This window comes from Streptomyces sp. SAJ15 (assembly GCF_007595705.1).
GTDB lineage: Bacteria > Actinomycetota > Actinomycetes > Streptomycetales > Streptomycetaceae > Streptomyces.
Genome location: NZ_NISY01000005.1, coordinates 133,932 through 159,008, shown reverse-complemented (window position 1 = coordinate 159,008; position 25,077 = coordinate 133,932). Strand labels below are relative to the sequence as shown.

23 protein-coding genes are annotated in these 25,077 nt (G+C 73.2%); 9 read left to right on the top strand and 14 right to left on the bottom strand.

Features of this window, described 5'->3' with window-relative positions; translation table 11 throughout:
- Positions 1–2 precede the first annotated feature (2 nt).
- Positions 3–1,352 (top strand): MFS transporter, encoded by a 1,350-nt coding sequence (locus tag CD790_RS16030; RefSeq protein WP_144383903.1) that lies wholly within the window; start codon positions 3–5, stop codon positions 1,350–1,352.
- Between the two features lie 178 nt (positions 1,353–1,530).
- On the opposite strand, the gene CD790_RS16025 is transcribed toward CD790_RS16030, so the two are convergent.
- The gene (locus CD790_RS16025) at positions 1,531–2,310 is read right to left on the bottom strand and encodes an aminotransferase class IV family protein (protein ID WP_144383902.1); all 780 of its coding nucleotides are present in this window, start codon (positions 2,308–2,310) and stop codon (positions 1,531–1,533) included.
- A gap of 65 nt (positions 2,311–2,375) precedes the next feature.
- Positions 2,376–3,083, bottom strand: coding sequence for a YoaK family protein (locus CD790_RS16020; protein ID WP_260867618.1), 708 nt, complete (start codon positions 3,081–3,083; stop codon positions 2,376–2,378).
- A 331-nt stretch (positions 3,084–3,414) separates the two neighbouring features.
- Here CD790_RS16020 and CD790_RS16015 point away from each other — a divergent pair, with 331 nt between their 5' ends.
- The 4 genes from CD790_RS16015 to CD790_RS16000 all read left to right on the top strand — a co-directional run bounded on the left by CD790_RS16015 (position 3,415) and on the right by CD790_RS16000 (position 7,945).
- On the top strand, positions 3,415–4,188 hold the full coding sequence (locus CD790_RS16015; protein WP_144383901.1) for a polysaccharide deacetylase family protein: 774 nt from the start codon (positions 3,415–3,417) through the stop codon (positions 4,186–4,188).
- 500 nt (positions 4,189–4,688) lie between these two features.
- Entirely contained in the window at positions 4,689–5,993 is a 1,305-nt protein-coding gene (locus tag CD790_RS16010) for an MFS transporter (protein WP_186319043.1), read from the top strand.
- A 70-nt stretch (positions 5,994–6,063) separates the two neighbouring features.
- Positions 6,064–7,005: an arylamine N-acetyltransferase gene (locus tag CD790_RS16005; protein WP_144383900.1), complete on the top strand. Its 942-nt coding sequence runs from the start codon at positions 6,064–6,066 to the stop codon at positions 7,003–7,005.
- Between the two features lie 202 nt (positions 7,006–7,207).
- Complete coding sequence (locus CD790_RS16000) at positions 7,208–7,945, top strand: hypothetical protein (protein ID WP_144383899.1); 738 nt, start codon at positions 7,208–7,210, stop codon at positions 7,943–7,945.
- Between the two features lie 4 nt (positions 7,946–7,949).
- Here CD790_RS16000 and CD790_RS15995 read toward each other — a convergent pair whose 3' ends face one another.
- The 3 genes from CD790_RS15995 to CD790_RS15985 all read right to left on the bottom strand — a co-directional run bounded on the left by CD790_RS15995 (position 7,950) and on the right by CD790_RS15985 (position 10,475).
- Complete coding sequence (locus tag CD790_RS15995) at positions 7,950–8,501, bottom strand: TerD family protein (protein ID WP_260867617.1); 552 nt, start codon at positions 8,499–8,501, stop codon at positions 7,950–7,952.
- 85 nt (positions 8,502–8,586) lie between these two features.
- Complete coding sequence (locus tag CD790_RS15990; RefSeq protein ID WP_144383897.1) at positions 8,587–9,435, bottom strand: TIGR03943 family putative permease subunit; 849 nt, start codon at positions 9,433–9,435, stop codon at positions 8,587–8,589.
- On the bottom strand, positions 9,432–10,475 hold the full coding sequence (locus tag CD790_RS15985) for a permease (protein WP_260867616.1): 1,044 nt from the start codon (positions 10,473–10,475) through the stop codon (positions 9,432–9,434). The genes CD790_RS15990 and CD790_RS15985 overlap by 4 nt, the downstream gene beginning before the upstream one ends.
- A gap of 416 nt (positions 10,476–10,891) precedes the next feature.
- Here CD790_RS15985 and CD790_RS15980 point away from each other — a divergent pair, with 416 nt between their 5' ends.
- Positions 10,892–11,326: a hypothetical protein gene (locus CD790_RS15980; RefSeq protein ID WP_260867615.1), complete on the top strand. Its 435-nt coding sequence runs from the start codon at positions 10,892–10,894 to the stop codon at positions 11,324–11,326.
- Positions 11,327–11,362: 36 nt separating this feature from the next.
- Here the strand turns inward: CD790_RS15980 and CD790_RS15975 are convergent, their stop codons facing one another.
- From CD790_RS15975 to CD790_RS15955, 5 genes are all read right to left on the bottom strand, one after another.
- A complete protein-coding gene (locus CD790_RS15975) occupies positions 11,363–12,421 on the bottom strand; it encodes a serine/threonine-protein kinase (RefSeq protein WP_144383896.1) in 1,059 nt (352 codons plus the stop codon).
- Positions 12,418–13,188: a hypothetical protein gene (locus tag CD790_RS15970; protein ID WP_144383895.1), complete on the bottom strand. Its 771-nt coding sequence runs from the start codon at positions 13,186–13,188 to the stop codon at positions 12,418–12,420. The genes CD790_RS15975 and CD790_RS15970 overlap by 4 nt, the downstream gene beginning before the upstream one ends.
- Positions 13,189–13,238: 50 nt before the next feature.
- The gene (locus CD790_RS15965; RefSeq protein ID WP_144383894.1) at positions 13,239–15,584 is read right to left on the bottom strand and encodes an FHA domain-containing protein; all 2,346 of its coding nucleotides are present in this window, start codon (positions 15,582–15,584) and stop codon (positions 13,239–13,241) included.
- Positions 15,585–15,725: 141 nt separating this feature from the next.
- Complete coding sequence (polX, locus tag CD790_RS15960) at positions 15,726–17,471, bottom strand: DNA polymerase/3'-5' exonuclease PolX (protein ID WP_144383893.1); 1,746 nt, start codon at positions 17,469–17,471, stop codon at positions 15,726–15,728.
- Positions 17,472–17,538: 67 nt separating this feature from the next.
- Positions 17,539–17,862 (bottom strand): hypothetical protein, encoded by a 324-nt coding sequence (locus CD790_RS15955; protein WP_260867614.1) that lies wholly within the window; start codon positions 17,860–17,862, stop codon positions 17,539–17,541.
- A 120-nt stretch (positions 17,863–17,982) separates the two neighbouring features.
- Here CD790_RS15955 and CD790_RS15950 point away from each other — a divergent pair, with 120 nt between their 5' ends.
- The gene (locus tag CD790_RS15950; RefSeq protein WP_144383892.1) at positions 17,983–18,348 is read left to right on the top strand and encodes an arsenate reductase family protein; all 366 of its coding nucleotides are present in this window, start codon (positions 17,983–17,985) and stop codon (positions 18,346–18,348) included.
- 34 nt (positions 18,349–18,382) lie between these two features.
- Here the strand turns inward: CD790_RS15950 and CD790_RS15945 are convergent, their stop codons facing one another.
- Positions 18,383–19,699 carry a streptophobe family protein gene (locus tag CD790_RS15945; RefSeq protein WP_260867613.1) on the bottom strand — a complete coding sequence of 439 codons (1,317 nt, stop codon included), beginning with the start codon at positions 19,697–19,699 and terminating at the stop codon, positions 18,383–18,385.
- A 632-nt stretch (positions 19,700–20,331) separates the two neighbouring features.
- Here CD790_RS15945 and CD790_RS34630 point away from each other — a divergent pair.
- On the top strand, positions 20,332–21,408 hold the full coding sequence (locus CD790_RS34630) for a DUF6777 domain-containing protein (RefSeq protein ID WP_186319042.1): 1,077 nt from the start codon (positions 20,332–20,334) through the stop codon (positions 21,406–21,408).
- A 217-nt stretch (positions 21,409–21,625) separates the two neighbouring features.
- Positions 21,626–22,567, top strand: a complete 942-nt coding sequence (locus CD790_RS15925; protein WP_144383890.1) for an MBL fold metallo-hydrolase — start codon at positions 21,626–21,628, stop codon at positions 22,565–22,567.
- A 45-nt stretch (positions 22,568–22,612) separates the two neighbouring features.
- On the opposite strand, the gene CD790_RS15920 is transcribed toward CD790_RS15925, so the two are convergent.
- The 3 genes from CD790_RS15920 to CD790_RS15910 form a co-directional block, all read right to left on the bottom strand.
- Positions 22,613–23,401, bottom strand: coding sequence for an amidohydrolase family protein (locus CD790_RS15920; protein WP_144383889.1), 789 nt, complete (start codon positions 23,399–23,401; stop codon positions 22,613–22,615).
- Between the two features lie 2 nt (positions 23,402–23,403).
- Positions 23,404–24,378 carry a DMT family transporter gene (locus tag CD790_RS15915; protein ID WP_144383888.1) on the bottom strand — a complete coding sequence of 325 codons (975 nt, stop codon included), beginning with the start codon at positions 24,376–24,378 and terminating at the stop codon, positions 23,404–23,406.
- A 176-nt stretch (positions 24,379–24,554) separates the two neighbouring features.
- The gene (locus CD790_RS15910) at positions 24,555–25,076 is read right to left on the bottom strand and encodes a YbaK/EbsC family protein (RefSeq protein ID WP_144383887.1); all 522 of its coding nucleotides are present in this window, start codon (positions 25,074–25,076) and stop codon (positions 24,555–24,557) included.
- Position 25,077 lies beyond the last annotated feature (1 nt).

Sequence of the window (25,077 nt, the reverse complement as noted above, 5' to 3'; positions counted from 1 at the left end):
CGATGGCCGAGACGACGCCGCTCCCGGCGAGGGCGACGGGCAGCGGAGCCCCGGACGCCGGCGGCGGAGAGCCCGGCGCACCCGCGGCGCCGCCCCAGACGCCGGTGCCGGTGCCGCGCGCGGCCTGGGTCCAACTGGCGGTGTGCACCGCGGTCGCCGCCCTGTTGCAGATGGACGGCACGGTGGTGACCGTGGCCCTGCCCGAGGTGGGGGGTGCGCTGGACGTGTCGGCGCACACCGCCTCCTGGGCGCTGACCGCCTACTTCGCCGTGTACGCGCTCGGACTGCTGCCCGGCGGACGGCTGGTCGACCGCTTCGGACCCCGGCCGATCGCCGTCGTCGGACTGGCGCTCTTCTGCGCCGGCACCCTGGTGGGCGCGCTCGCCCAGGACTTCGCGCTGCTGGTCGTCTCGCGGGTGATCCAGGGCGCGGGGGCCGGGCTGGCCAGCCCGGCGGCGCTCGCCGGGGCGGTCGCCGGGTTCCCCGCGCGGCGCCGGGGCACCGCGCTGGGCGTCTGGGGGGCGGCCTCGGGGCTGTCCAACCTGGTGGGCCCGCTGCTGGGCGGGGTGCTCACCGAGGTGTGGGGCTGGCGCGCCAACTGGTGGGCACTGCTGCCGATGGGCCTGGCGGCGCTGGGCGCGGTGCTCTGGAAGGTGGGTCCTGCAGCGGCGCCGGCGGCCGCGTCCTCACCACCCGCGTCCGCACCGTCCTCACCGCCCGCACCGGCCGTGCCCGGCGCCGCGCCGATGTCGGAGGCCGCACCGGCCCCGGCCGGATCGATGCGCACGGTGCACACCGCCTCCGCGGTCGCGGCGGTGACCTTCGCCCTGATGATCGGGACCTTCTTCGCCATGGAGCAGTACCTCCAACACGCCGCCGGCTACAGCGTGCTGGAGGCGGCGACGGCCCCGATGGTGCTGGCGCTGTGCATCGGCGCGTTCGGCCCGCCGGCCGGGCGACTCACCGACCGGCACGGCGAGCGCCGTCCGGCACTGGCCGGATTCGCGGCCTGCGCCCTGGCCTTCGCGGTCTACGCCCCCTTCGGGATACCGCTGCACGGCTGGGCGCTGCTCCCGGGGGGCCTGCTGCTCGGCCTGGGGCTGGGGCTGCTCTTCCCGGCCACCTCCCGTGCCGCCCTGAACTCCGTGCCCGCCGCCCGGCACGGCGACGCCTCCGCCCGGCTCTCCCTGGGCCGGCTGGCCGGGGCGGCCTGTGGTGCGGCCCTGGCCGGACTCTCCCTCCACGGCGGGGTGACGACGGATCAGCTGCGTCTCGCGCTCCTGGGCGGCGGTGTGCTCTCCGTCCTCGGCGCGGTGGTGGTGGCCGCGCGCTTCGCGCGCCCCGGCTCCTGATCCGGCCCCGCCGCCGACCAGCGCCCCGTCGACGCCCGGCCCCGCCGCCGCCCCGTGGACGCGCGGCCGTCGACCGGGCGGTACGGCCCGTACGGTTTTCGAGCCGTACAGGCGCCGTCCGCCCGCGGCGGCGATGTCCGGTGGTCACGGCGCAGCCCGCCGGGACACGCCGGGACCGCTACAACGGCTCGCCGGGGAGGGCGAGATAGCGTGCCCGCAGGGCGGCCAGCACCGGGTGTTCCGGTGGCAGCGACGCGTCGTCGATCCCGCTGACCGCCCGGACGCCGAAGGCCGTGTTGGTCGCGAAGGCGGCCGCCATCCCCCGGGCCTCCGTGGCGGTGATCGGCGCGGTGCGGTGTTCTCCGGAGCGCTGGAGCAGGGCCTGGGTGACGCCCGGCAGCACCTCGGCCTCCGGCCACACCACGGTGCCGTCCGCGTCGACGAAGCCCGCGTTCCAGGTGCCGCCCTCGGAGACGAGCTCCCCCTCCCCGGTGAACAGGGCGTCGTCGAAGCCGGCCAGCTGCGCCGTCCGGCGGGCGTGCAGCGCGCCGAAGAGCCCCACGTGCTTCACCCGGGGGGTGTCGCGCACATACGGCACGGTCCGGGCGCGCAGCGGCGGCAGCGGCCAGGCGGCGGCGGGGCGGTGGGTGACGAGCACCTGGGGGCTCGCCGGCGCGGCGGGGCGACCGAGGTCCAGATCGGGGTCGAAGACGGTCACCCGCACCACGAGCGCCCCGCCGTGGCCGGCCACGGCCCGGCGTGCGTAGCCGCGCACCCGCTCCAGGTCCAGTTCGACACCGAAGACCGTCCGGCAGTCGCGGGCCAGCCGCTCCAGGTGCAGCTCCAGGCCCCGTACCCGGCCGTCCTCGACCCGCATCGTGGTGAAGTGGCCGTAGTTCGTCAGTCCGAGCGCGCGCAGCGCGTCCGCGTCGGCCGGCCGTCCGTTCAGTTCCGCCATGGGCCACAGTGTCGCAGTCCGGACGCGTCAGCCGCCGGGGGACAGCGGGCCGTGCTCCGGCGGGGTCAGTCGTGCGCGGGGCGGTCGCGACCCGGCGCGAGGCCGAACCCGGCCGCGACGAGCACGATCGCGGCGGCCGTGCCGAGGAGCACCGCCGGCGGGTCGCCGATCTCGTGGAGCAGCCAGGAGCCGAGGAGGCCGCCGCCGAACAGCGCGCCCACCCCGGCCGCCCGCCGGAGCTCGTTGGTCAGGCCGGGGGCGATCCGGTGGTCCAGGGCGAGCGGTGAGCCGCCGACGAGGGCGGCCATGGACCGGGTGGCCAGGGTGGTCGGCAGGTCCGGCACCTTGGCCCGGAGCGCGGTCACGTTTCGCATCCCCATCGCGGCGGCCACCAGTGCGGTCGTCAGGTGGTGCCAGCCGCTGAGCGGTTGGTGGGCCCGCTCCAGCCGCCAGCCCACCAGCCCCGCGATCGCCAGCAGCGCGCCCTCGGCGAACAGCGCCACCAGGAACCAGCGACGGCCCCGGACGTCCACGCTCGACTCCAGCCGGGCGCCCAGGCCCGCGCCGACGAGGAAGCCGATCAGCGAGGCCAGTGACGCCTTCGCGGAGAGCTCGGCGGCTCCGGTGATCGCGAAGGCGAGGAACAGCAGATTGCCGGACTGCATCGCGGTGAAGGCCGGGCCGAGCGCGAGAAAGCTGACCGCCTCGATCACCCCCGTCGTGGCGGTGAGCGTCACCATGACCGCCGTCAGTGCTCCGGGCCGCGCCTTCACGCGCCCGAGTCTCCGCGCGGCGCGCCGCTGCGGCGGCGCATTGCGCCATGTGTGGGCGTGAGGTGAGAGCGGGCGTCCCTCGCGCCGGCTGGGGCGCGGGGGCGGCCGGACATCTCGGCGAGCCCGCGGGGCGGGCCGGCCCGCGATGTCGGCGTCGTTCGGGGCGACATCGGGTGTATGGCGACTGACCAGGGAGAACGGGGCTCTCTCGACGAAAACGGACCCCGCCGACCTGGCGTGTATACACCGCTTGTATAGTCCTGGGATCAGTCACCCGGAGTGTGTCTCCGGGTGACGTTTTGCGTTTCCTTCGTCCCAAGGGAGTTCTGGCATGCCGAGGAGTGCATCGACGGTACGGTCCCGTGTGGCCGCCGCCCTGGCGGCGGCCGCCGCGCTGACGCTGGGACTGAGCGGCTGCTCGTCCGTCGACACGACCTCGCCGAAGAGTGCCAGATCCGACGCCGAGTCGGGGGCGAAGGGGAAGTTCGGGTCGGTCGACTGTCGCAAGGCCAAGTGCATCGCGCTCACCTTCGACGCCGGTCCGGGCAAGGACACCCCCGAGCTGCTGGACACGCTGAAGCGGGAGAAGGTGCCCGCGACCTTCTTCCTGCTCGGCAAGAACCATGTCCTCGAGTACCCGGAGGTCGTGCGCCGCATCGCCGACGAGGGGCACGAGGTCGCCAACCACACCTGGACCCACCGCATCCTGACCGACCTGGACGGGGACGAGATACGCGAGGAGCTCTCCCGTACCCAGGACGCGATAGCGAAGATCACCGGTCGTAAGCCGGTGCTGATGCGTCCGCCGCAGGGGCGCACCGACAAGGAGGTCACCAGCATCAGTCGGGAGCTCGGCCTCTCGCAGGTGCTGTGGAGCGTCACCGCCAAGGACTACTCCACCAACGACTCCGACCTCATCAAGAGTCGGGTGCTGGAGCAGGCCGACCGGGACGGCATCATCCTGCTCCACGACATATACAAGGGCACCGTGCCGGCCGTGCCGGGGATCATCGCGGAGCTCAAGAAGCAGGGCTACACCTTCGTGACCGTGCCGCAGCTGCTGGCTCCGGCGGAGCCCGAGCCGGGCGAGGTCTACCGCCCCTGAGGCCGGGCGGGGCGCGCCGTTCCGGAGTGGGCGGGCGCTGATCCCCTCGGGGCGATGCCCCGCGAAGGGGAGTGGGGAGATGGGCGTCGGGGCCGCGAAAGGGCCCGAACATGCAGTCCCCGGTAGTCCTTCTCGATTCCATGGATCTCAACCGTCGTTGACGATCCTGAAACCGAGCGGATCTGCCGGGGGCCTGGCCAGAACCGATAAGTGGGTCACTCGGGCCGATAGACGTCTCCATCGACGGTGCGGCTCTCTTCGGTCTTCTGGTGTACTAAGAAGTTTCCTCCTTATTCGCCCCGAGTCAAGGCTTTTCGCGGTCCGTTTTGAGCAGTTTTGCGGCCCCGTCACCCGGCGGGGCCTTTCGCTACGCGGAGTATTAGATCAATCAGTCCAGAACGTGGTAGCGTGCGGGGGTCGCGGGGTGTGGGGGCGTGCTTGCGTCCATATTTTGAACCAAGCGATCCAAAAGCCTGTTCAAGCGAGTCTGGAGCAACCGCGTGCCACGTTCCGTATACGTCTTGGCCATGGGCATCTTCGCCATGGTCACCAGCGAGTTCGTCGTCGCCGGACTCATGCCGCAGATGGCCGACGGGCTGGGCGTCTCCATCTCCCGGATCGGTTACCTCATCACCGCGTTCGCGGTGGCCATGGCCGTGGGCGGCCCCTTCCTCACCGTGGCCCTGCTGAGGATGCCCCAGAAGTCGGCGCTCATGCTGCTCTTCGGGATCTTCCTGGTGGGCAATGTGCTGGCCGCCACCGCGTCCACCTACCCGGCCATGCTGGTGGCGCGGATCATCACCGGCGTCGCCGCGCAGGCGTTCTTCGGGGTCGCCATCTCGATCTGCGTCCAGCTGGCCCGCCCGGAGCTGCGTGGCCGGTCCATCGCCGTGGCGCTGAACGGCCTGATGCTGGGAACCCTGCTGGGGCTGCCGCTGGCCACCGTGGTCGGTGAGCACCTGGGCTGGCGCGCGGCGTTCTGGACCATCTCGCTGCTGACGGTGCTCGCCGCGCTGTGCACCCTGGTGGGGGTGGAGCGGCTGGACCCGGTGGAGGGGGAGGGCGGCTTCCGGCGGGAGCTCCACGTCTTCGCCAACCGCCGGCTGTGGCTGACGCTGGCCACCAGCACCTGCGTCATCGGCGCCACCTTCTCCGCGTTCAGCTACTTCAACCCGATCCTCACCGACGTCACCGGCTTCGCAACCGCGACCGTGCCGCTGCTGCTCGTCGCCTACGGAGCCGCCACCGTGGTCGGCAACACCGTCGTCGGCCGCCTCGCCGACCGGTACACCGCCCCCGTACTGCTCTGCGGCCTGCTCCTCAACCTGCTCTTCCTGGTCGGGTTCGCGCTGCTGGCCCACCTCCCCGTCCCGACCGTGCTGCTCATGATGGGCGTCGGGCTGGTCGGCGTCACCATGAACCCGGCGCTGACCACGCGTGTCCAGCGCGCCGGCAACGCCCGCCCGCTGGTCAACACCGTGCACTCCTCGTTCATCACGCTCGGCATCATCATCGGGTCCTCGGTCGGCGGCGCCGCGATCAACGAGTTCGGCCTCCGGGCCCCGCTCTGGCTCGGCGCCGCCATGGCCGCCATCGGTGTCGTCACCGTCCTCCCCGACCTCCGGCGCCGCCGGACCGGGGATTCCGGCGCGGAGTCGCCCGAGGGGTGGACGGTCGAGGAGCGGGCCGTCGAAGAGCGGGTGGTCGAAGACCGGGTGGGGGTGGTGGCCGGGGGAGTGGACGGCGCCGTGGGGCCCGTCGACCGGGAGCCGGCGGGTGCGGAGGCCGTCGGTCGGCGGGCCTAGGCCCACCGGACCAGCGATCACCACCCCATCGTCGGAGGAACGCCCCCCAGTGATCACTTACAGTCAAGCCATGGCCCAAGCGCACGCATCCGTCTCAGCTTCCCCCTCCGTCTCGGCTTCCTTCTCCGTCTCGGAGTCCGCCCCGGACTCGCCGAACTCGCCGAACTCGTCGGACTCCCCGGCCGCACCGGCCCCCGCCTTTGACCTCGACGCCTACCTGGCGCGCATCGGGTGGTCCGGCGAGCGGCGGGCGACCGCGGAGACGCTACGCTCGCTGCAGCGGGCCCACCTGGTCCACATCCCGTTCGAGAACATCCAGGCGTTCCTCGGCGGCGCCCCCTCCCTGGCGCTGCCCGACCTGGAGGCCAAGCTGGTCCGCGGCAACCGGGGCGGCTACTGCTACGAACACAACACCCTGTTCGCCGCCGTCCTCGAAGCGTTCGGCTTCACGGTCACCCGGCTCACCGCCCGCGTCCTCGTCGGCGCCCGCCCCGGCGAGACGCGCCCGCGCACCCACAAGCTGCTCCTGGTGACGGTCACCGAGGGCGATGAGCGCGGCCCCTTCGTCGCCGACGTCGGCTTCGGCAGCACCGGCAGCCTCTACGAGGCCATCCCGCTGGTGGCCGACGCGGAGGTCCGGGCCGGTCAGCGCCGCCACCGTCTCGTGCTGGAGCCGCACGGCGGGCCGCTGGAGATGTGGGTGCTGCAGAGCGTCCAGGACGGTGAGTGGGAGGACCAGTACTCCTTCACGGTGGAGCCCTTCGAACCCGCCGACTACGAGGTCATCAACTGGCACATCGCCACCAACCCCCGCTCCCCGTTCCAGCACCAGCTGTATGTCCAGCGGACCTTCGTCGACCGGCACCTCGCCCTCGTCGGTCGGAAGGTGGAGGAGATCCTCCCCGACGGCACCCGCACCCGGCGCGAACTGGCCGACGGAGCGGAGGTGGTACGGGTGTTGGCGTCCGACTTCGGCATCGCACTGCCGGCGGACGTGACCCTGCCGGTCTGAGCGTCGCCGCCGTCCGGTTGCCGCACCCGCCACGGCGCATGACGATCGAAGGGGGCGCCGCGGGCGAGGACGCCCACGAGCGGGGGTCGGCGCCGGCCGGCCCGCCGGAGAGCGGCGAGCCACGAGCCAGGGCGAGCGCACGGGCAAGGCCAAGGCGGGAGCACGAGCCAGGGGGCAGTCACGACGCGGAGGGCGGTCGGCCATGGCGAGTGCGGCGGACGTGGAGATCAAGGTCATTCTGTCGGGCGACGCCACCGAGGCCGCCGCCGAACTGCTCGGGCTGGACCCGGAGGACGGCAAACGGCGCGCGATCTACTTCTGGGACCGACCGCGCCCCGACGGTGACGCGGTCCGCCTCCCGCTGCTCGACGCGGGCGCGGTGATCCGGCTCCGGCTGGACGAGGACGGCGACAAGGGCGATCTCACGGCCAAGCGCCGGCCCTGCGACCCCGACACGCTCCCCGAGGACTGGCGGGAGAGCCGGGAGGGCGAGGACTGGGAGTTCACCGTCGAGGAGGACTGGGCCGGCCGCGACCGCGTGTGGGCGGCCTCGCTCAAGGTGGACGGCAGGTACGAACGGCCCGCCGAGAACGGGTCCGCACAGCCGGAACTCAGCCGCGACCAGCGGATGCTGCTGTCGACCGCCGAAGTCGCCGCCGCCACGCTGGACGACCTGACGGCGCTCGGCCCGATCCGCGCCGTCCGGTGGAAGGCGGCCCGTCGGGACCTCATCCATCCGCTCGTCGCCGAGCTCTGGACCGTCGGCGACGAACTGCGCTTCCTGGAGCTGTCGCTGCGATCCGAACCGGCGGTCGCCTCGCTCGCTCAGCACCTGCTGGAGCGGGGCCTGGGCGACCTCGGGTTGCGGCCTCCCGCGCGACAGGTCCTCAAGACGCGACAGGCGATGACCGCCCTGGCCCGGGCCCGTGCGAGGGTGTGAGGGGTCAGACCCCGCCCATCAGCCCGGCGAAGGCCGCCGGGTCGACGTCGAAGCCGCGGACGGTGGCGTGGAACTCCCACTCGCCCGAGCCGTTCCGCCGGAACTCCGCGATCGTGGCGGCGGTGGCCCCGGCGACCCCCGAGAAGTCGGACCCGAGCAGCTCGGTGACGCCGTCCAGGATCCGCACCGCGGTGTGGGGCACCTCGCCGAAGGTCTTACGCCCCTGGCCCTGCTGGATGGCCACCCCGATCACGACGCGCGCGTACGTCGGAGCCAACCGGTCCAACTCCAGCGTCATGACCTCGTCGTAGCCGAAGCCCTGACCGGTCCTGCTGTCCCGGTTGAGGGTGATGGTGCCGTCGGGTGAGCGGCTGTCGAAGTGCACCAGATACGCCGGCGTGCCCCGGGGGGCGTCCACGGTGTACGTCGCCGCGATGATGTCCAGATCGTGGGCCGGCGAACCGAAGGGGCTCGGGTCCCACTTGAGCGACACCTCGACCTTCCTGGGTCCCTTGTTGAGGCTGCTCACCTGAAATCCCCCTCCTCGGAACCGCATCCGGTCCCCGACGCGCCGGTCGACCAATCCTACCGCGCACGGCGGGAGTTGCCCGGGCCGGTGACCGGGCCGGACCGTTCGGGCGTCACCGTGGGGCGTCGTCGCGGTAGGGGTTCGCCGGCTCGGGCACCGTGCGCAGCCCCCGCACGTCGAGGGCTGCGGTCGCCGCGTCGGTCCCCAGCTTGCCGCGCGGGTGCCAGCGGCCGGTCACCACCAGCCAGGTCCCGGCGGCCGGCGGCTCGCCGCCGTACATCGCCACCTTGAGCGCCTGCGCGTCCGCGGCGCAGCAACTCACCCGCATCCGGGTCAGATACCAGGGGCCGCCGTCCTTGCCCGGTGTGACGAACCCGGTCAGCCGCACGGTGCGGCCGCTGAGGCTGCGGTCGGTGTCCCACACCGCCCGTGCGGAGAAGTCCAGGAGGGACATCGGGACCGGCGAGCGGGCGGGCAGCGGCGCGAACTGCGACTCCTCCTCGACGGCCATGGGGCGTTGCCGCTCGGCGGTGTAGGCGGCCAGCGGGGGCGGGGCGGCGAACATCAGGCCGACGACGGGGAGGAAGAGCAGCCAGCCGACGCGCGGCCCGCGCGTGTGGTCGTGGCCGTGCCCGCTCTCGTGCTCATGCCGGCTCTCGTCCTCGTGCCGGCTTTCGTTCCCGTGCCGGCTTTCGTTCCCGTGCGGGTGCTCCTGTCCGGGGCTACGCGGGCCGTCTCCCGGGTCCTCGCCGGTCTCGGCCGCCGGCTGCTCGTACGGGAAGGGGAAGCCGTCCCGCCACGCGCCGACCAGGGCCAGCGTGAACAGCAGACACCCGGTGGCGATCAGCGGGAGCCGCAGCCCCTCCTTCACATACCGCAGATACAGGTCGCCGAAGAGCGAGATGCGCAGCACCGCCGCGCCCGCCATGCCCAGCAGCAGGATCTGGAACTGTCGCCTCACAGCAGCCACCACCCGGTCAGCGCGGCGCAACCGACGGCCACGACGGCCGTCGCCGTGGAGAAGCGGGCGGCGAAGCCCGCGCCGAACGTCCCCGCCTGGAGCGCCACCAGCTTCACGTCGACCATCGGCCCCACGACCATGAAGGTGAGCCGGGCGGTGGGGGAGAAGCCGGTCAGCGAGGCGGCGACGAAGGCGTCGGCCTCGGAACAGACCGCGAGCACGATCGCCAGTCCGGCCAGGAAGAGGACCGAGAGCCAGGGCGACCCGGAGAAGGCGTCCAACACGGTGCGGGGCACGGCCACGTTGAAGGTCGCCGCCGCCATGGCGCCGACCACCAGAAACCCACCCGCGTGCAGGAAGTCATGTTGGAAGCCGAGCCGGAACTCCTCCCACCGGCTGTGCCCCGGCTGGTGCCCCACGGCCCCACCGCGCGGCCGCAGCCACTCCCGGCGGCCGAAGGCCAGCCACAGCCAACCCATGATCGCGGCGGCCGCCAGCGAGGCCAGCAGCCGGGCGACGACCATCTCCGGGGCGCCGGGGAAGGCGACGGCGGTGGCGGTCAGCACCACGGGGTTGACCGCCGGTGCCGACAACAGGAACGTCAGCGCGGCGGCGGGCGCCACGCCCCGGCGGATCAGACTCCCCGCCACCGGGACCGAGGCGCACTCGCAGCCGGGCAGCACCACCCCGGCGGCGGAGGCGACCGGTACGGCCAACGCGGGCCGCTTCGGCAGCACCGCGGAGAACACCCGCGCGGGCACGAAGGCGTTGATGGCGCCCGACACCACCGTCCCCAGCAGCAGGAAGGGCAACGCCTGGAGCGCGACCGCCACGCAGACGGTGCGCCACGCCTCGAGCGCGGGCGGATCCAGCCACGGCCCGCTGCCGAGGACCCCGACGCCCGCCGCCACCAGCGTGGCGAAGCCGATTCGGCCTGCCCGGCCGGGCCAAGCGGTACGGCGCGTCCGCGCCACGGCCGGCGGCTCCATCGCCCGGCCTGGCCGCGCTGGTTCGGCGAGGCGCTCCTGGGTACGGGGCACGGGACTCCTCCGGAGGTGGGTAGGGGGCGCTAACGATAATCATTTCGCTCTGCCTCCGGTCAAGCGGGTGCCGGGTCTCCTGCGGAGGGCCCGGCGGTGTTCGTGAGGTTCGTACGCGGCGGCCCGCCCCGGTGCCCGCCCCGGTGCCCGCCCCGGTGCCCGGGGGGCTGCGGGGTGGCCTGGTGATGGTCTGCTGCCTGCTGCCTGCTGCCTGCTGCGGGTCGGTGGGGGCTGGTCGCGCCGTTCCCCGCGCCCCTGGCGGGGCGCTGCCCCGCTGGTCGCGCCCGCGTGGGGGAGCGTACGGTGGCGGGCGGCCGGTGTTCGTGGCGGCGCGTCGCGAGCCTCGCCGCCGCCCGGGTCGCCGCCTCGCCCGCGGCTCGCGAGTCGGCCCCCTCGGGCAGGTCATCGAGGGACGGGTGCGGGTCCTGGCCCGCCCGGAGCGGCGTGAGCCGCCGCTCGCCCGCCCCGCCGCCGCCCGCCTCGACGCGATACGCGTCGCCCTGCACACCGTCACCCTGGACGACGACGGCGCCGACCTCGGTCGGTTGGCGGACACCCACCACGGGCTGGTGGTCGCCGGTTTCGGGGTCGGTCATGTGCCGTCCGCCCTCGCGCCCGTCTTCGGCGCGCTGGCCGAGCGCGTCCCCGTCGTCCTGACCTCCCGCTCCGGCGGCGGCTCGGTGCTGCGCCACACCTATGGCGCGATCGGCTCCGAAACCGACCTCCAGCGCCGCGGCCTGCTCAACGGCGGCCTCCTCGAGCCCTACAAGGCCCGGGTCCTGCTCCGTCTGCTGCTCGCCGCCGGCGCCGACCGCGAGGCCGTCACCGCCGCCTTCGCGCGGCACGCCTGAGCCGGCACGGTCGAGGGGCGGAACGAGCCGCGGGGGTCAGCCCGGACGCCCGCGTGCCGGGAAGACCGGCGCCGCCCAGGCCGGGGGATCGGGCGGCGGGCCATGGCCGGTGAGCTCGAGGTCGACCCGGGTGGGGGCGTGCTGCCGGCTGGGCGGGCCCGCGTCCTCGGGCTCGCGCGGGGCGGTGCCGGCGCGGCGCAGGGCGGCCACGAACTCCAGGCAGCTGCGGTACCGGTCGTCGGGGGCCTTGGCCAGCGCCTTGGCGAAGACCTCGTCCACACCGGGCGGCAGGTCGGGGCGGCGCTCGGTCACCGGCGGCGGCGGGTCGTACTGATGGGCCCAGAGCAGGGCCATGTCGTCGTCGCGCTGGAAGGGCGGGGCGCCGGTCAGCGACTCGTAGACGACGCACCCCAGGCTGTAGATGTCGCAGCGGCCGTCCACCGGCCGGCCGGAGATCTGCTCGGGGGCCACGTAGTCCAGCGTGCCCACGAACTGGCCGACCGTGGTGAACCCGGTCAGCGACAGCGACTTCTTCGTCAGCCCGAAGTCGGTCAGGTAGACGTGTTCCGGATGGTCGGAGTCGGTGCCCTCCGCCACCAGGATGTTGCCCGGTTTGACATCCCGGTGGACCAGCTCGTGCGCATGGGCGGCGTCCAGGGCCGAGGCCACCTGCACGGCGATGCGGCAGGCCGCGACGACGGACAGCGGGCCGCCGTGGTGCAGCAGGCTGCGCAGATCCTGTCCCTGCACGTACCGCATGGCGATGTAGAGGATGCCGTCCGCCTCGCCGGCCTCGAAGACCGGGACGATGTGCGGGTGGTCCAGGGCCGCCGCCATCCGCGACTCGTGGACGAAGCGCTGGCGGAAGGTGTCGTTGCGGGCGAGTTGCGGGGAGAGGAGCTTGAGGGCGACGGTGCGGCCCAGCCGCAGGTCCTCGGCGCGGTAGACCACGGCCATGCCGCCGTGGCCGATCTCGCCCAGGACCCGGTACGCGGCGATCTGCCGGCCGACCAGGTCCGAGTGGCTGTCGAACGCCACCTCCGTGAGCCGCTCCGGCTCCCGGTCCTCACCCGCCCCCCGCCGCTCCGTCGTCATCCGCCGCCGCTCCGATCGGCCTCGCTACGCCCGCCCCGGTTCGTACCGGCCGGCACCTGCTCCCCGGAGCCGGCCGAGGGTCCGGTGGATCCAGAGGGTCCCGAGGCCCCCGGGGATACGGGGCCGGCCGGGGCGCCCGAGGGTCCCGAGGATCCCGGGCCGGGCGGAGCGCCCGGGGCGCCCGAGGGTCCCGGGCCGCTCGAGTCGATCGAGGTGGGCGGAGCCCCGGTGGCGCGGCCCGCTCCCGAGACCGGCTGCTCCGACGCCGCGAACGGCATGAGGGCCGCCCCGTCGCCGTAGGTCCAGGCGTCGTGCTCCGCGTCGTACAGCCAGACCTCCGGGCCGTCCACGATGACCCCGAGCCGCAGCCCCTCGGTGTCGCCGCGGAACGCCTCGCCGTCCGTCCGCCCGGCCGCCACCTCCTCCACCGCCCGCCGGTAGCGGGACAGGGTCTCCTCCACCCGGGCCAGCAGCGGCCGGGGGTCGTCGGCGTGCCGGGGCGGGTGGCTCGCGGTCGGCGGGTCGCGCGGGACGGGCAGCAGCAGTCGGCCGTCGACCCAGGCGGCCCAGCCGTTGGAGCAGACCACCTGGGCCCAGTCGCCGCGGCGCTCCGCCAGCCGCACCGGGAGCAAGGGGTCCAGCGGGTCCAGCGCCTGCACGCCGTCCGGCGCCGCCCACGTCGGCAGCCCGTAGCGGGGCACGATATGGGTCGGCTCGAACGGCGGCTCCTCGGCGGGGGCGCCGAATGAGGAGAATGCGGCGTTCATGGCGGCTCCGGCGGGTTCATCGCGGCCTGGTGGCTTCCCTCCACGCATCCCTATTTGCGCATGATGACCGGTTCATGACGTCGCAGCAGCCGGGACACCAGCAGGCCGAAGACCAGCGAGAGCACCACCAGCATGCCCATGTTCAGCAGCCAGGTGCTCGCCGAGTGCTCGAACAGCGGATCCGCCGTGGACGGGCCGGGCACGATGCGTGCCAGGTCCACCGTCCCGGCCATGGCGGCGAAGGCCCAGCGCGCCGGCACCAGCCAGCCGATCTGCTCCATCCCCGGCACGCCGTCCAGCTTGAGCAGGGCCCCGCAGAAGACGAACTGGACGATGGTCAGCAGCACCAGCAGGGGCATGGTGACCTCCTCCTTGCGCACCAGCGCGGAGATCACCAGGCCCAGCATCATCGCGGTGAACGACAGCAGCGCCATGGCCAGGGAGATCTCCATCAACGGTGGCAGGAACACCCCTCGGCCGTCCGGCGCGTTGAGCTCCACCCCACTCAGACCGACCAGGGTGAGCACCACCGCCTGGACCACCGTGATCGAACCCAGCACCACCACCTTAGACATCAGATACGCCGAGCGGGACAGGCCCACGGCCCGTTCTCGCTGGTAGATCACCCGTTCCTTGACCAGTTCGCGCACCGCGTTCGCCGCCCCGGTGAGCACCCCGCCGACACACAGCGTCAGCAGGGCGTCCATCGCCGTGTCCACGGTGAACTCGGACCCGGCCAGGGCGCGGGTCATCGCGCCCATGATGAAGGGCAGGGCGATCATGATGGCCAGGAAGGTGCGGTCCGCGGAGATCGCCGCGAGATAGCGGCGAGACAGGGTGACCAGCTGCGATCCCCAGCTCTGCGGGTGGGGCGGCCGCGTCGGCGGGGCGGCCTCGCGCTCCGGCGCCGGCAGTTGCGGCTGTCGGCTCGCCGTCGTGACGTACTGCCGGTGCAGCGGGGAGGCTCGGAACCCGCCCGCCCAGTCGTGCCGGGCATCGCTGTCGAACGCCTCGAAGACCTCCGGCCACTCGCCCATCCCGAAGAACGGAAGGGTCTCCTGCGGCGGCCCGAAGTAGGCGATCCGCCCGCCGGGCGCCAGCACCAGCAGCCGGTCGCACACATCAAGGCTCAGCACGCTGTGCGTGACCACGATGACGGTCCGTCCGTCGTCCGCCAGGCCGCGCAGCATATGCATCACCGAGCGGTCCAGGCCCGGGTCCAGGCCCGAGGTCGGCTCGTCCAGGAAGAGCAGCGAGGGCTTGGTGAGCAGCTCCAGCGCCACGCTCACCCGCTTGCGCTGGCCGCCGGAGAGGCTGTGGATGGGCTGGTCGACCCGCTGCTCCAGGCCCAGCTCGCCGATGACCTCGTCCACCCGGGCCGCCCGCTCCGCCGCCCCGGTGTCGCCGGGGAAACGCAGCCGCGCGGCGTAGCCGAGGGCGCGGCGCACGGTGAGCTGGGTGTGCAGGATGTCGTCCTGCGGCACGAGGCCGATGCGCTGGCGCAGCTCGGCGTAGTCCCGGTACAGGTCCCGGCCGTCGTACAGCACCGTGCCCCGCTCCGCCGGGCGCAGCCCGGTGAGCGCGTTGAGCAGGGTGGACTTGCCGGAGCCGCTGGGGCCGACCACCGCGAGCAGCGACTTCTGGCCGACCGGGAAGGAGACCTGGTCCAGCAGCACCTTGCGCCCCCGGTCGACGGTCACCGACAGGTCCTGCACGTCCAGCGAGACCTCCCCGGTGTCCCGGAACTCCTGGAGCTCGTTGCCGACCAGGCAGAACGCCGAGCGGCCGATGCCCACGATGTCGCCGGGGGCGACCGCCACCGAGCCGAAGACCCGCAGCCCGTTGAGGTAGGTGCCGTTGTGGCTGCCCACGTCGGCGATCTCGAATCCGCCACCGGGGCGGGAGCGCAGCTCGGCATGGCGGCGGGAGACCACCAGATCGTCGATGACCAGGTCGTTGTCGGGGTCCCGGCCGATCCGCAGCACCCGCGAGGGCAGTGCCCGCACGGTCGCCGGCTGCCGGAAGGTCCCGGTGGCCGCCGGCTCCGAGACATAGCTCGGCCGATCCACCGGACGGGGCATCTCGCTGAGCACCGCCAGCGGGCCGTCGGTGGGGTTCCCGAACCGGATCATGCTGCCGGGCCCGACGTCCAGCCGCACCACGCGGTGGCCCTCGGTGTAGCTGCCATTGGTGCTGCCGGTGTCCTCCAGGGTCCAGTGGTCACCGACGGGCTTCAGAACCGCGTGGTGCCAGGAGACCCGTGTGTCCCGCAACACGATGTCGCTCGTGGGATCGCGCCCCACCTGGTAGGACCGGCTCGGACTCATCACCTGTGAGCCGCCATCGGCCTCGATGACCAGCACAGGCGCGGAGGGTGCGAACGACCGCTCTCCCATGTCTGACATCGTACGGCCGGGTCGGCCGGCCCGCCTTTCGCGCGACGCCGGACCGTCGGCCGGCCCGCCTTTCGCGCGCGGCGCCGGACCGTCGGCCGGCTCCCGCCAGGCCGTTCCCCGGGCCTCCGCCCGCCTCCCCGCCTACCCCTCTTCGGCGCGGCGCCGACCCTCCCGGACGAAGCGGCGCAGCCGCTGCAGCGGCCAGGTGTTGATGACGTCGTCCTGGGTCAGCCAGCCGCGCTGGGCCGTGCCCACCGCGTAGCGCATGTACGGCAGATGGGTGACGGAGTGGGCGTCGGAGTCGAGCGCGAACTTCACCCCGTACCGCTTGGCGCGCAGGATGTCCTCGTCGCTCAGGTCGAGCCGCTCGGGGCTGCCGTTGACCTCGAGCGCGGTGCCCGTCCTGGCGCACGCCTCGAAGACCGCGTCGAAGTCGGCGTCGATGCCGGGCCGCTTCCCGATCCGCCGGGTGCTGGGGTGCCCGATGACGGAGACGTACGGGTTCTCGGCGGCGCGCACCAGGCGGCGGGTCAGGGCCTCGCGGCTCTGGGTGAAGTGCGAGTGCACGGAGGCCACACACAGGTCGAAGCCGGCGAGGAAGTCGCCCGGCCAGTCCACCTCGCCGTCGGGGCCGATGTTGAGCTCGGTGCCGTGCAGCACGTGCATCCTGCGGTGCTTGCCGTCCAGCTGCCGTACCAGCTCCCGCTGTTCCAGCATCTTCTCGTCGGTCATCCGCTGCATGGCGAGGTCGGGGGCGTGGTCGGTGACGACGTAGTAGGAGTAGCCGCGGGCGGCCGCGGCGGCGACCATCTCCTCCAGCGGGGCGAGCCCGTCGGTGAGGTCGGTGTGGGTGTGCAGATCGCCGCGGATGTCCTCCTCGGTGACCAGCTCGGGCAACTCGTCCCGCAGCCCGGCGGCGATCTCGCCGCGGTCCTCGCGCAGCGTCGGCGGGATCCAGGGCAGGCCGAGCCGGGCGTAGACCTCCTCCTCGGTCTCGGAGGCGACCTTGCGGCCGCTCTTGGTGCGGAAGAGGCCGTACTCCGAGAGCTTGAGCCCGTGCCGGACCGCGATCTCGCGGGTGCGGATGTTGTGCGCCTTGGAGCCGGTGAAGTACTGCAGGCCCGCCCCCCAGGAGTCGGGCGGCAGCACCCGCAGATCGACCTGGAGGCCCTTGGTGGTGCGGATGGAGGTCTTCTTCTCGCCGTGCGCGATGACCTCCGCGACGTGCGGCATGGCCCGGAACGCGGCCATGAACGGGGCCGAGCGGGTGGCGGCGACCAGGATGTCGATGTCGCCGATGGTCTCCTTCATCCGGCGCAGCGAGCCGGCGTAGGTGCAGCCCTCGCACCCGGTGACCGCCGAGAGCTCGGCGACGATCTGCTCCGCGGAGTCCATGGCGGCCGACAGCAGGATCCGGCCGCCGGCCCCGGCCTTCTGCATCAGCGCGATGCCGTGCAGGATGTTGGCCTCGGTCTTCTCGCCGAAGCCCTTCAGATCGCGCAGCCGCTCCTGGTGGATGGCCTCCAGCAGCTCGTCCACGGTGGAGACGCCCAGCTCCTGGTAGAGGGTCAGGGCCTTCTTGGGGCCGAGCGTGGGGATGGTGATGAGTTCCCGTACGCCGGCGGGGATGGCGGTCCTGGTCTCCTCGATCGTGGACACCTGGCCGGTGCGCAGATACTCCACGACCTTGTCGGCGATCGACTTCCCCACGTTGGGGATCTCCAGCAGCTCCTTGGGGCCGAGCGTGCCGACGTCCGTGTGGTACCCGGCGATGGCGCGGGCGGCCTTCTCATAGGCGCGTGCCTTGAAGGCGTCGCCACCGGTGATCGCGATGAGGTCGGCGTACTCCTGGAGCAGCGCCCCGACCTCGTCATTGCGCCGGGCCATGCCCCCAGGGTGCCCCCTGGCCCCCGGACGGCGCACGTCCGGGGACCAGGGGCGAGCCGGGCCGGGCTCAGCGGCTGTCGCAGTGGATGAAGGCGCGCACCATGCGGCAGGTGACGGCGGAGGGCGGGTGCACTCCGATCCGGGCGGCGGTGGTCCGTATGACGTGGTCGGGCGCCTGCTCGGGGCGGTACGCCCCCGAGTTGAGCAGGGCGATGGCCAGGCGCATGGCCTTCAGTCGGCGGTTGTACGCCTCGTACCACTCACGCGGGCGGCCGGCGGGCATCCGCTGCTTCGGCAGGGTGGTCAGGGTCGGCAGCGCGGGCGGCGCGGCCGTGTCCGGCAGCTCCGGCTGGTGGCTGAGGTCCGGGAGAGGTGTGGCGGCGACGGCCATCGGCATCCTCCTGAGAGGTCGGGAACCCGCTGTCCTAACTGCCTCCATTTTACTGCCCACCACTGACAAAAGCCCCAGGCCAGAAGGGGTTTGAGGGGGATTCGCGGTACCCTGGCGGGCATGGAGATCTGGATCAACCCGGCCTGTTCGAAGTGCCGCGGCGCGCTCACCCTGCTCGACGCGGAGGGGGCCGACTACACCGTCCGGCGCTACCTGGAAGACGTCCCCGGCGAGGACGAGATCCGCGCGGTGCTCGACCGGCTCGGGCTCGAACCCTGGGACATCACCCGGACCCAGGAGGCGGCCGCCAAGGAGCTCGGGCTGAAGGACTGGCCGCGCGAGGAGGGCGCGCGCGACCGGTGGATCGCCGCCCTCGCCGCCCACCCCAAGCTCATCCAGCGCCCGATCATCACCGCCGACGACGGCTCGGCCCTGGTGGCCAGGACGGAGGAGGCCGTACGGGAGGCGCTGTCCCGCTCACGGTGACCGATGCCCTGCGCTGTCGTGGTGCCCTGCCCGGTCATGGAGTCCTGGCCGGTCGTTCGTCGGCGGGCACCTCCGTCCCGTGCCAGCGCCCGACCGGAGCCAGCAGCCCGCCGAGGAGGCCGGCGAGGGCGCCCCACAGAGCGCCGAGGCCGAGGAGGAGCAGGGTGGCGGGACGAAGGGTGACCTCACCGCCGAGGTCCGCGAGGTCGCCCAGCCCGAAGAGGTTGAGGCCGAAGTCGGCGGAGACACGGGTCAGCAGGCCGACCGCGACCGGGGTGACGGCCAGCGCGACGCCCAGCCGCAGGGCGAGCCGCCAGGGCGGGGTGCCGGCGGGGGAGCGCAGGGCGAGCAGCACGCCGGTCGCCAGCACGGCGAGCGCGGCGCAGACGGCCAGCAGCCAGGCGCGGCCGTCCCGTTCGGCGAGCGAGGCCAGGTTCACCGTGGCCTCCCCGCCGTCCGTCTCCCGCAACACGTCCGCCAGCGGTTTGGGCATCGGCAGCCCGACGGGGGCGGGTACCCGCCCCACCCAGGCGCCGCCGAGCCCGAGGCCCAGCGCCATCCAGGCCAGATTGGGCAGTCCGAGCAGCAGCACGGCGAAGGTCTCCGCCGGCCGGCCCCGAACGATGGCCACGATCACGCCGCCGACCAGCCCCGCCGCCACATACGCCAACAGCAGCGCCACCACCGCGAAGACGGCGGGGCGGACGGTGTCCTGGAAGGACAGCAGTCGCGAGGGCAGCGGCGCCGTGCGGGACACGGCCAGGGCGAGGGCGAGCACGACCAGCAGCCACAGCAGGCCCACGACCAGCGTCGGGGCGACGGCGGCGCGGAAGCCCACCGTGGGCGTCACCCCCAGCGCCTCGCCGATCTCGTCGGCGAGTTCGTCGCCCAGCCCGATCCGGAACGAGTGCCGCGCGAGCCGCACCACCAGCAGCAGCCCGAGCAGCCACAGGAGGGCGGTGCGGCCGGCCCGGCCGAGGATCTCCGAACCACCGGCCACGGCACGGTGCCGCAACGGCAGCAGGAACAGCGCCCCCAGCGTCAGGGCGCCGACCAGGGACACCGACAGCGGGATCACGTCCAGGTCGGCGTCGGTGCCGCCGGCGAACCCCACCTCGCCGGTCAGCCCGATCTCGCCGCCGACCGCCGAGACCACGGCGGCGGCGACCACGCGGGGGAAGGCGCCCCCCGGCAGATCGTCCGCCCCGGCCGCCCACAGCCCCAGGGCGGCGGTGGCGAACATGGCGGCCAGCGCCGCCACCACCGCCGCCAGGGCGTCCCACCAGGCACGGAGGGCGTGCTGCGCGCTGTGGCGCACGCCGTCCGGCGCGGACCGCGGCGTCTGACTCACGTCTCTCACCGTACGGAGGGTGTGCCCGGCTCGCCGGTTGGCGGTGGCGTATGGAGGGTGCGCCGGCCCATCCGAGGCGGCGGTGGCGACGGTGGCGGTGGCGTACGGCGGCGGGTGTGCCTGACGTGTCGGGTGGCGGCGGTGGCATACCGCAGCGGGTGTGCGTGGGCCGTCGGATGGCGGCGGCGTACGGAGCGTGCGCCCGGCCCACCGCTCGACGGCGGCCTACCCGACGGGCGGCCTACCCGACCGTCCGTCGACCTGACCGGCGGCCGGTCGGCGCGCCCCGGTCGGCGCAGTCGCGCTTGCGGCACCGCCGACGGTCGAACAGACAATGGCCTGAATGGTCCCGTATGTTCCCTCGGGTTCATGCGGACTCGTCCAACTGGTGTCGTCCGGTTGGCGCCAGACGCTCCGGATGACCCCGGAGGAATCCGCTACGCCTGGGAGTAGGACCCGTGACGTCCCAACCGCCGTCGAAAGAGCGTCCCAGCGGTCCCCCCTCGGGCCCGCCGTCCGGCCCGCCCTCCGGCCCCCTCTCCGGGCAGGGCTCGGGGCAGCGGCCGGGATCCGGCGCCCCGCCCGGCGGCCCCGCCCCGGCCGAGCCGACGGCGCCGTACGAATCGCCGAGCGTGCCCCCGTCCGGTCCGCCCTCCGACGGCGGCGGTGGGGGCGGTGGGGGCGGGGGCGGAGGCGGTGAGCCCGGCGGTCGTGGGGAGGGGCCCTGGTGGAAGTCGGTCCCGCGGATCGCGCTGATCGCCGGCGCCGCGGTGGTGGCGATCGCACTCGCCCTCTACTTCGGCCTCCGGGGCGGGGACGATTACGGCGACAAGGAGAAGGGCAAGGAGCAGGCGGGTGGGGAGATCTTCCTCCAGGCGGCCGGCGACGGCGGCCCCGACCCCTTCACCGCCTCCACCGCCAAGGACTCCGAGCCCACCGGCTCCCCCTCGCCCGCCCCCAAGACCACCACCGGCCCGGCCGGCGCCACCCGCGCCGCCAACGGGACCGAGACCGGCTTGTACGGCGGCACCCGCAACGTCGCGAGCTGCGATGTCGAACAGCAGGTCGCGTTCCTGAAGGGCGATCAGGCCAAGGCCGACGCCTTCGCCGGCGTCCTCGGCATCAAGGCGGAGGAGATCCCCGGCTACCTGCGCGGACTCACCCCCGTCCAACTGCGCCTGGACACCCGCGTCACCAACCACGGCTTCCGCGACGGCGCGGCCACCGACTTCCAGGCCGTGCTCCAGTCCGGGACCGCGGTCCTGGTCAACTCCAAGGGCGAGCCCAAGGTCCGCTGCGCCTGCGGCAACCCGCTGACCGCGCCGGTGGCCCAGGAGAACCCCAAGCCCCAGGGCCAGCCCTGGCCCTCCTACCAGCGGTCGAACACGACGACGGTCACGCCGGGCGACAAGCCGGTCGACGCCTTCACCCTCTACGACCAGGAGAAGCGCGAGTGGTTCAAGCGCCCCACCGGTCAGAAGGGCAACACCGGCCAGGCCGACCAGCTGGTGCCGCGCCCGGCGACCAGCCCCGCGCCGAGCCCGAGCCCGACCCCGCCCCCGGAGACGAAGAAGCCGCCGGAGCCCACCGGGTCCCCCGCGCCCGTCGAGCCGCCCGCCTCTCCGGAGGTCCCCGAGAGTCCGGAGGTACCGGAGAGTCCGGAGGCCCCCGAGTCGCCGCCACCGGCGACTCCCGGACCCGGCTACTGAGCGGGACGTCCGAGCGACACCGTCTCCCGGCGGATGTGGCGCCGGTCCGACTCCGGACCGGTGCCACCGTGCTGACGCGACGTCAACCTACGGTGAACGGCGCCGCTCACGCCCCGAGGCGCTGGTCCGCCCGCCGTCCCGGTTGACTAGTCTGGCGCTCGCCCACCATCACGGATCCACTCGCTCCGTGTCCGCGGACCCCGAGGAGACGACGCCGATGAGCAGCAGCGCCCACGACATCTCCCTGCCCGGCCCGCCCCGGGTGGAGGAGGTGAGCGAGGACGTCTACGCCTACGTCCAGCCGGACGGCACCTGGTGGATCAACAACACCGGCTTCCTCGTCGGCCGCCGCGGCGTGATCAGCGTCGACGCCTGCTCGACCGAACGCCGCACCCGCGCCTACCTGGACGCCATCAAGACGGTGACCCCACAGCCGGTCCGCACCCTGGTCAACACCCACCACCACGGCGACCACACCTTCGGCAACCACCTCTTCCACGGCGCCACCGTCGTGGGCCACGAGGGCGTGCGGGAGGGCATCCGCGCCTGGGGCCCGCCCCGCTCCGCCCCGTTCTGGACCGACGTGGAGTGGGGCGACTTCGAGCCGGAGCCGCCGTTCCTCACGTACACCGAGGGCGTCACGCTCTGGGTGGACGACCTGCGCTGCGAGGTGCGCCATGTGGGCACCGCGGCGCACACCACCAACGACTCCATCGTCTGGATACCGGAGCGCCGCGTCCTGTTCGCCGGCGACCTGCTCTTCAACGGCGGCACCCCGTTCCTCGTGCAGGGCTCCATCGCCGGCGCCGTCGACGTCCTGGAGAACGTCCTCGCCCCGCTCGGCGCCGAGACCATCGTGGCCGGCCACGGCCCGGTCGCCGGCCCCGAGTTGATCGACGACGTCCTCGGCTACCTCCGCTTCGTCCAGGACACCGCCCGCCGCGGCCGCGAGGCCGGCCTGTCCCCGCTCGACACCGCCCGCGAGACCGACCTCGGCCGCTACGCCGGCCTCGCCGACAAGGAGCGCATCGTCGGCAACCTGCACCGCGCCTACGCCGAACTCGACGGCGCGGCCCCCGGCGCCACCATCGACGCCGTCGCCGCGCTCGCCGACATGGTCACGTACAACGGCGGCCGGCCGCTGTCCTGCCACGCCTGACCCCGGCCCGCGCGGGGCGGCGGCGAGCGGGGGCGGGGGTGCGGCCTACGCGGGGAAGCGTGCCGCCGTGCGCAGGTGGTAGAAGTCCACGGCGTTGTCGTGCAGCGCCATCCGGGCCAGGCGCTCGCCGAGGGCCTCGTACACCAGCGCCACATCACCGTCCGCGAAGGGGGCGCGGGCCCGGGTGGAGGGGAGGTCGGTGCCGAACAGCAGCGCCTCGGGGTTGACCTCGCCGACCGCCTTCAGCGCGGCGGCCACATCGAGATCGCCCCGCCCGAAGCCGGTCGCCTTGACCCGCGCGCCGCGCTCCACCAGGCGCAGCAGCTCGGGCAGCCCCTCCGTCGACAGGCCCAGGTGGTCGATGCTGATCCTCGGCAGGCCGGCGAGCCGGTCCGCCAGCTCACCCAGCTCGCGGGCGTCCACGTAGACCTCCACGTGCCAGCCCGCCACGGCCGCCACCCGATGCCCCAACTCCAGCAGCGCGTCGAGGCTCTCCCGCCCCTGCCGGAAGAGGTTGAAGCGCACCGCCCGGACGCCCGCGGTGTTCAGCACGGTGATCTGCTCGTCGCTGACCCAGGGCTCCAGCTGGGTGACGCCGACGAAGCGCGGCCCGAGCGTGCGCAGCGCGTCCAGCAGATAGCTCTGGTCGACGCCCTGGAACGAACCGGAGACCACCGCGCCGCCGGTGACGCGCAGCCCGGCGGTGCGCCGTCGGTAGTCCTCCACGGTGAAGGGGTCGGGGACGAAGCCCTGGTTGCCGACGAGCGGGAACCGGGGGTCGATGATGTGCAGATGCGCGTCGAAGAGCGGTCCGTACGCCTCCGTTGCCGACATGATCAGCCCACCCTTTCACTCTTCGGGGCCCGTTCGGGCGCTGTCGGGGGTGCGGGTTTCGATCGTCCCTCGAAATGCCGGCCGATGGTGGCCGCCAGCACGATGAGCGCGCCGCCCAGCCCCTGGAGCGGGCCGATGCCCTCCCCGGCGGCCGCGACGGCGAAGACGGTGGCGAACAGCGGCTCGGTGGCCAGGATGAGGCCCACCCGGGTGGAGCTGGAGAAGCGCGCCGCCCGCAGCTGAACGAAGAAGGCGTAACTCGTGCCCAGGACGCCCAGATAGGCGATGAGCAGCCAGTTCGCCCCGGAGACGGAGCCGATGGCGGACCACACCGGGGAGTCGCTGAAGCCGGAGGTGGCGGTGGCCAGCAGGCACACGACACAGAACTCGACCAGCGTCAGATTGGCCAGCGACTGCGGGCCGGTGCCGGCGGACTTGCGGCCGAAGAGGGTGATCTGGGTGGCGCGTACGAAGGCCGCCGCGAGGATGATCAGATCGCCCGGTCGTGGATGCAGCCCGTCCGCGAGCAGCAGCAGCCCACAGCCGAACAGGGCGGTGACGGTCGCCGCGTAGACCATCCACGGCTGGTCGCGGCGGCTGATGACGCGTTCGAAGACGGGGACGAGGATCACCGAAATGGTGATCAGGAAACCGGAGTTGGCCGCCGAGGTGTGCTTGACGCCGACCGTCTCCAGGATCAGGATCCCGTACAGCAGCGCGCCGAAGGCGATGCCCGACAGCAGCTCGGAGCGGGTGATGCGGGGCAGCGTGGCCGCCGCGATCAGCGCGATGGCGGGGATGGCGGTCAGGAACCGTAACGCGAGGAAGCTCGCCGCCGACACCGACTCCCCGACGTCCTGCATGACGACGTAACTGGAACCCCAGATCACGGCCACCAGCAGCACGGAAAGATCGTTGAACAGGACCGCGCGGGCCCCCGCACGGGATGTCGTGCCGACGGCCTCGGGTGCCGGCATGAGACTGCTCCTGCCTTCGAGGAAGCCTCGATCAAAAGGGGCGTATCGCCCACGGTGTCCAGGATGTTGACACTAGTGACCAGCATAACGAACACCGTGGGCAGCCCTGAGCCGTCGCCGGAAAGGTGTCCGGAACGCGGCGGAGCCGATACGCCCCTGGAACGGAGCAGCCGTGGTCAGGCCACGGGGGCCGCGATCGACTCCACCCGAGGAGACGAAATCGCGACGTAGTCCTTGGTGCGGAGCGCCATCGACCGGTCCAGTCGCGCCGCGTTGAAGAAGAGCTCCTCCTTCTCCAGCAGCGACGGGTCGACGATCAGCTCCAGGTCCGGGTGGAACGAGAACGGCAGGATGGTCCCGGCCACGCTCCCGGCCAGCCGCTCGGCGATGTCCGCCGAGGCGAAGGCCGTGTACGTCCCGCCCAGCAGGGCCTTGATGCTGCCCAGGTCCACCCGTACGTCACCGGGGACCACCGCCAGCACGTACTTGGTGACCTTCTTGCCGAGCTTCACCATCACCACGATGCACTTCGCGGCCTCGGAGACGTCGTTCCCGCGCATCGGGCTGACGATCTCGGTCCGCCCCTCCGGCGGGTGGTCGATCAACCGGTACTGCGCACCGTGGTGATCGAGCAGCTTGATGAGCTTGTCGTACGTCTCGTACGTTTCTTGGTTCTCGGGCGTGTCTACGGCTTCCATG

Bases quoted from the DNA above. Each gene is read 5' to 3' on its own strand.
- CD790_RS15950 (WP_144383892.1), top strand. From the start codon at position 17,983: ATGGAGATCTGGATCAACCCGGCCTGTTCGAAGTGCCGCGGCGCGCTC.
- CD790_RS15995 (WP_260867617.1), bottom strand. From the start codon at position 8,501: ATGCGGTTCCGAGGAGGGGGATTTCAGGTGAGCAGCCTCAACAAGGGA.
- CD790_RS16025 (WP_144383902.1), bottom strand. From the start codon at position 2,310: ATGGCGGAACTGAACGGACGGCCGGCCGACGCGGACGCGCTGCGCGCG.
- CD790_RS15915 (WP_144383888.1), bottom strand. From the start codon at position 24,378: ATGCCGGCACCCGAGGCCGTCGGCACGACATCCCGTGCGGGGGCCCGC.
- polX (WP_144383893.1), bottom strand. From the start codon at position 17,471: ATGGCCCGGCGCAATGACGAGGTCGGGGCGCTGCTCCAGGAGTACGCC.
- CD790_RS16030 (WP_144383903.1), top strand. From the start codon at position 3: ATGGCCGAGACGACGCCGCTCCCGGCGAGGGCGACGGGCAGCGGAGCC.
- CD790_RS15975 (WP_144383896.1), bottom strand. From the start codon at position 12,421: ATGACGACGGAGCGGCGGGGGGCGGGTGAGGACCGGGAGCCGGAGCGG.
- CD790_RS15925 (WP_144383890.1), top strand. From the start codon at position 21,626: ATGAGCAGCAGCGCCCACGACATCTCCCTGCCCGGCCCGCCCCGGGTG.
- CD790_RS15965 (WP_144383894.1), bottom strand. From the start codon at position 15,584: ATGGGAGAGCGGTCGTTCGCACCCTCCGCGCCTGTGCTGGTCATCGAG.
- CD790_RS16005 (WP_144383900.1), top strand. From the start codon at position 6,064: ATGGCCCAAGCGCACGCATCCGTCTCAGCTTCCCCCTCCGTCTCGGCT.
- CD790_RS16015 (WP_144383901.1), top strand. From the start codon at position 3,415: ATGCCGAGGAGTGCATCGACGGTACGGTCCCGTGTGGCCGCCGCCCTG.
- CD790_RS15920 (WP_144383889.1), bottom strand. From the start codon at position 23,401: ATGTCGGCAACGGAGGCGTACGGACCGCTCTTCGACGCGCATCTGCAC.
- CD790_RS16000 (WP_144383899.1), top strand. From the start codon at position 7,208: ATGGCGAGTGCGGCGGACGTGGAGATCAAGGTCATTCTGTCGGGCGAC.
- CD790_RS15910 (WP_144383887.1), bottom strand. From the start codon at position 25,076: ATGGAAGCCGTAGACACGCCCGAGAACCAAGAAACGTACGAGACGTAC.
- CD790_RS15955 (WP_260867614.1), bottom strand. From the start codon at position 17,862: ATGGCCGTCGCCGCCACACCTCTCCCGGACCTCAGCCACCAGCCGGAG.
- CD790_RS15970 (WP_144383895.1), bottom strand. From the start codon at position 13,188: ATGAACGCCGCATTCTCCTCATTCGGCGCCCCCGCCGAGGAGCCGCCG.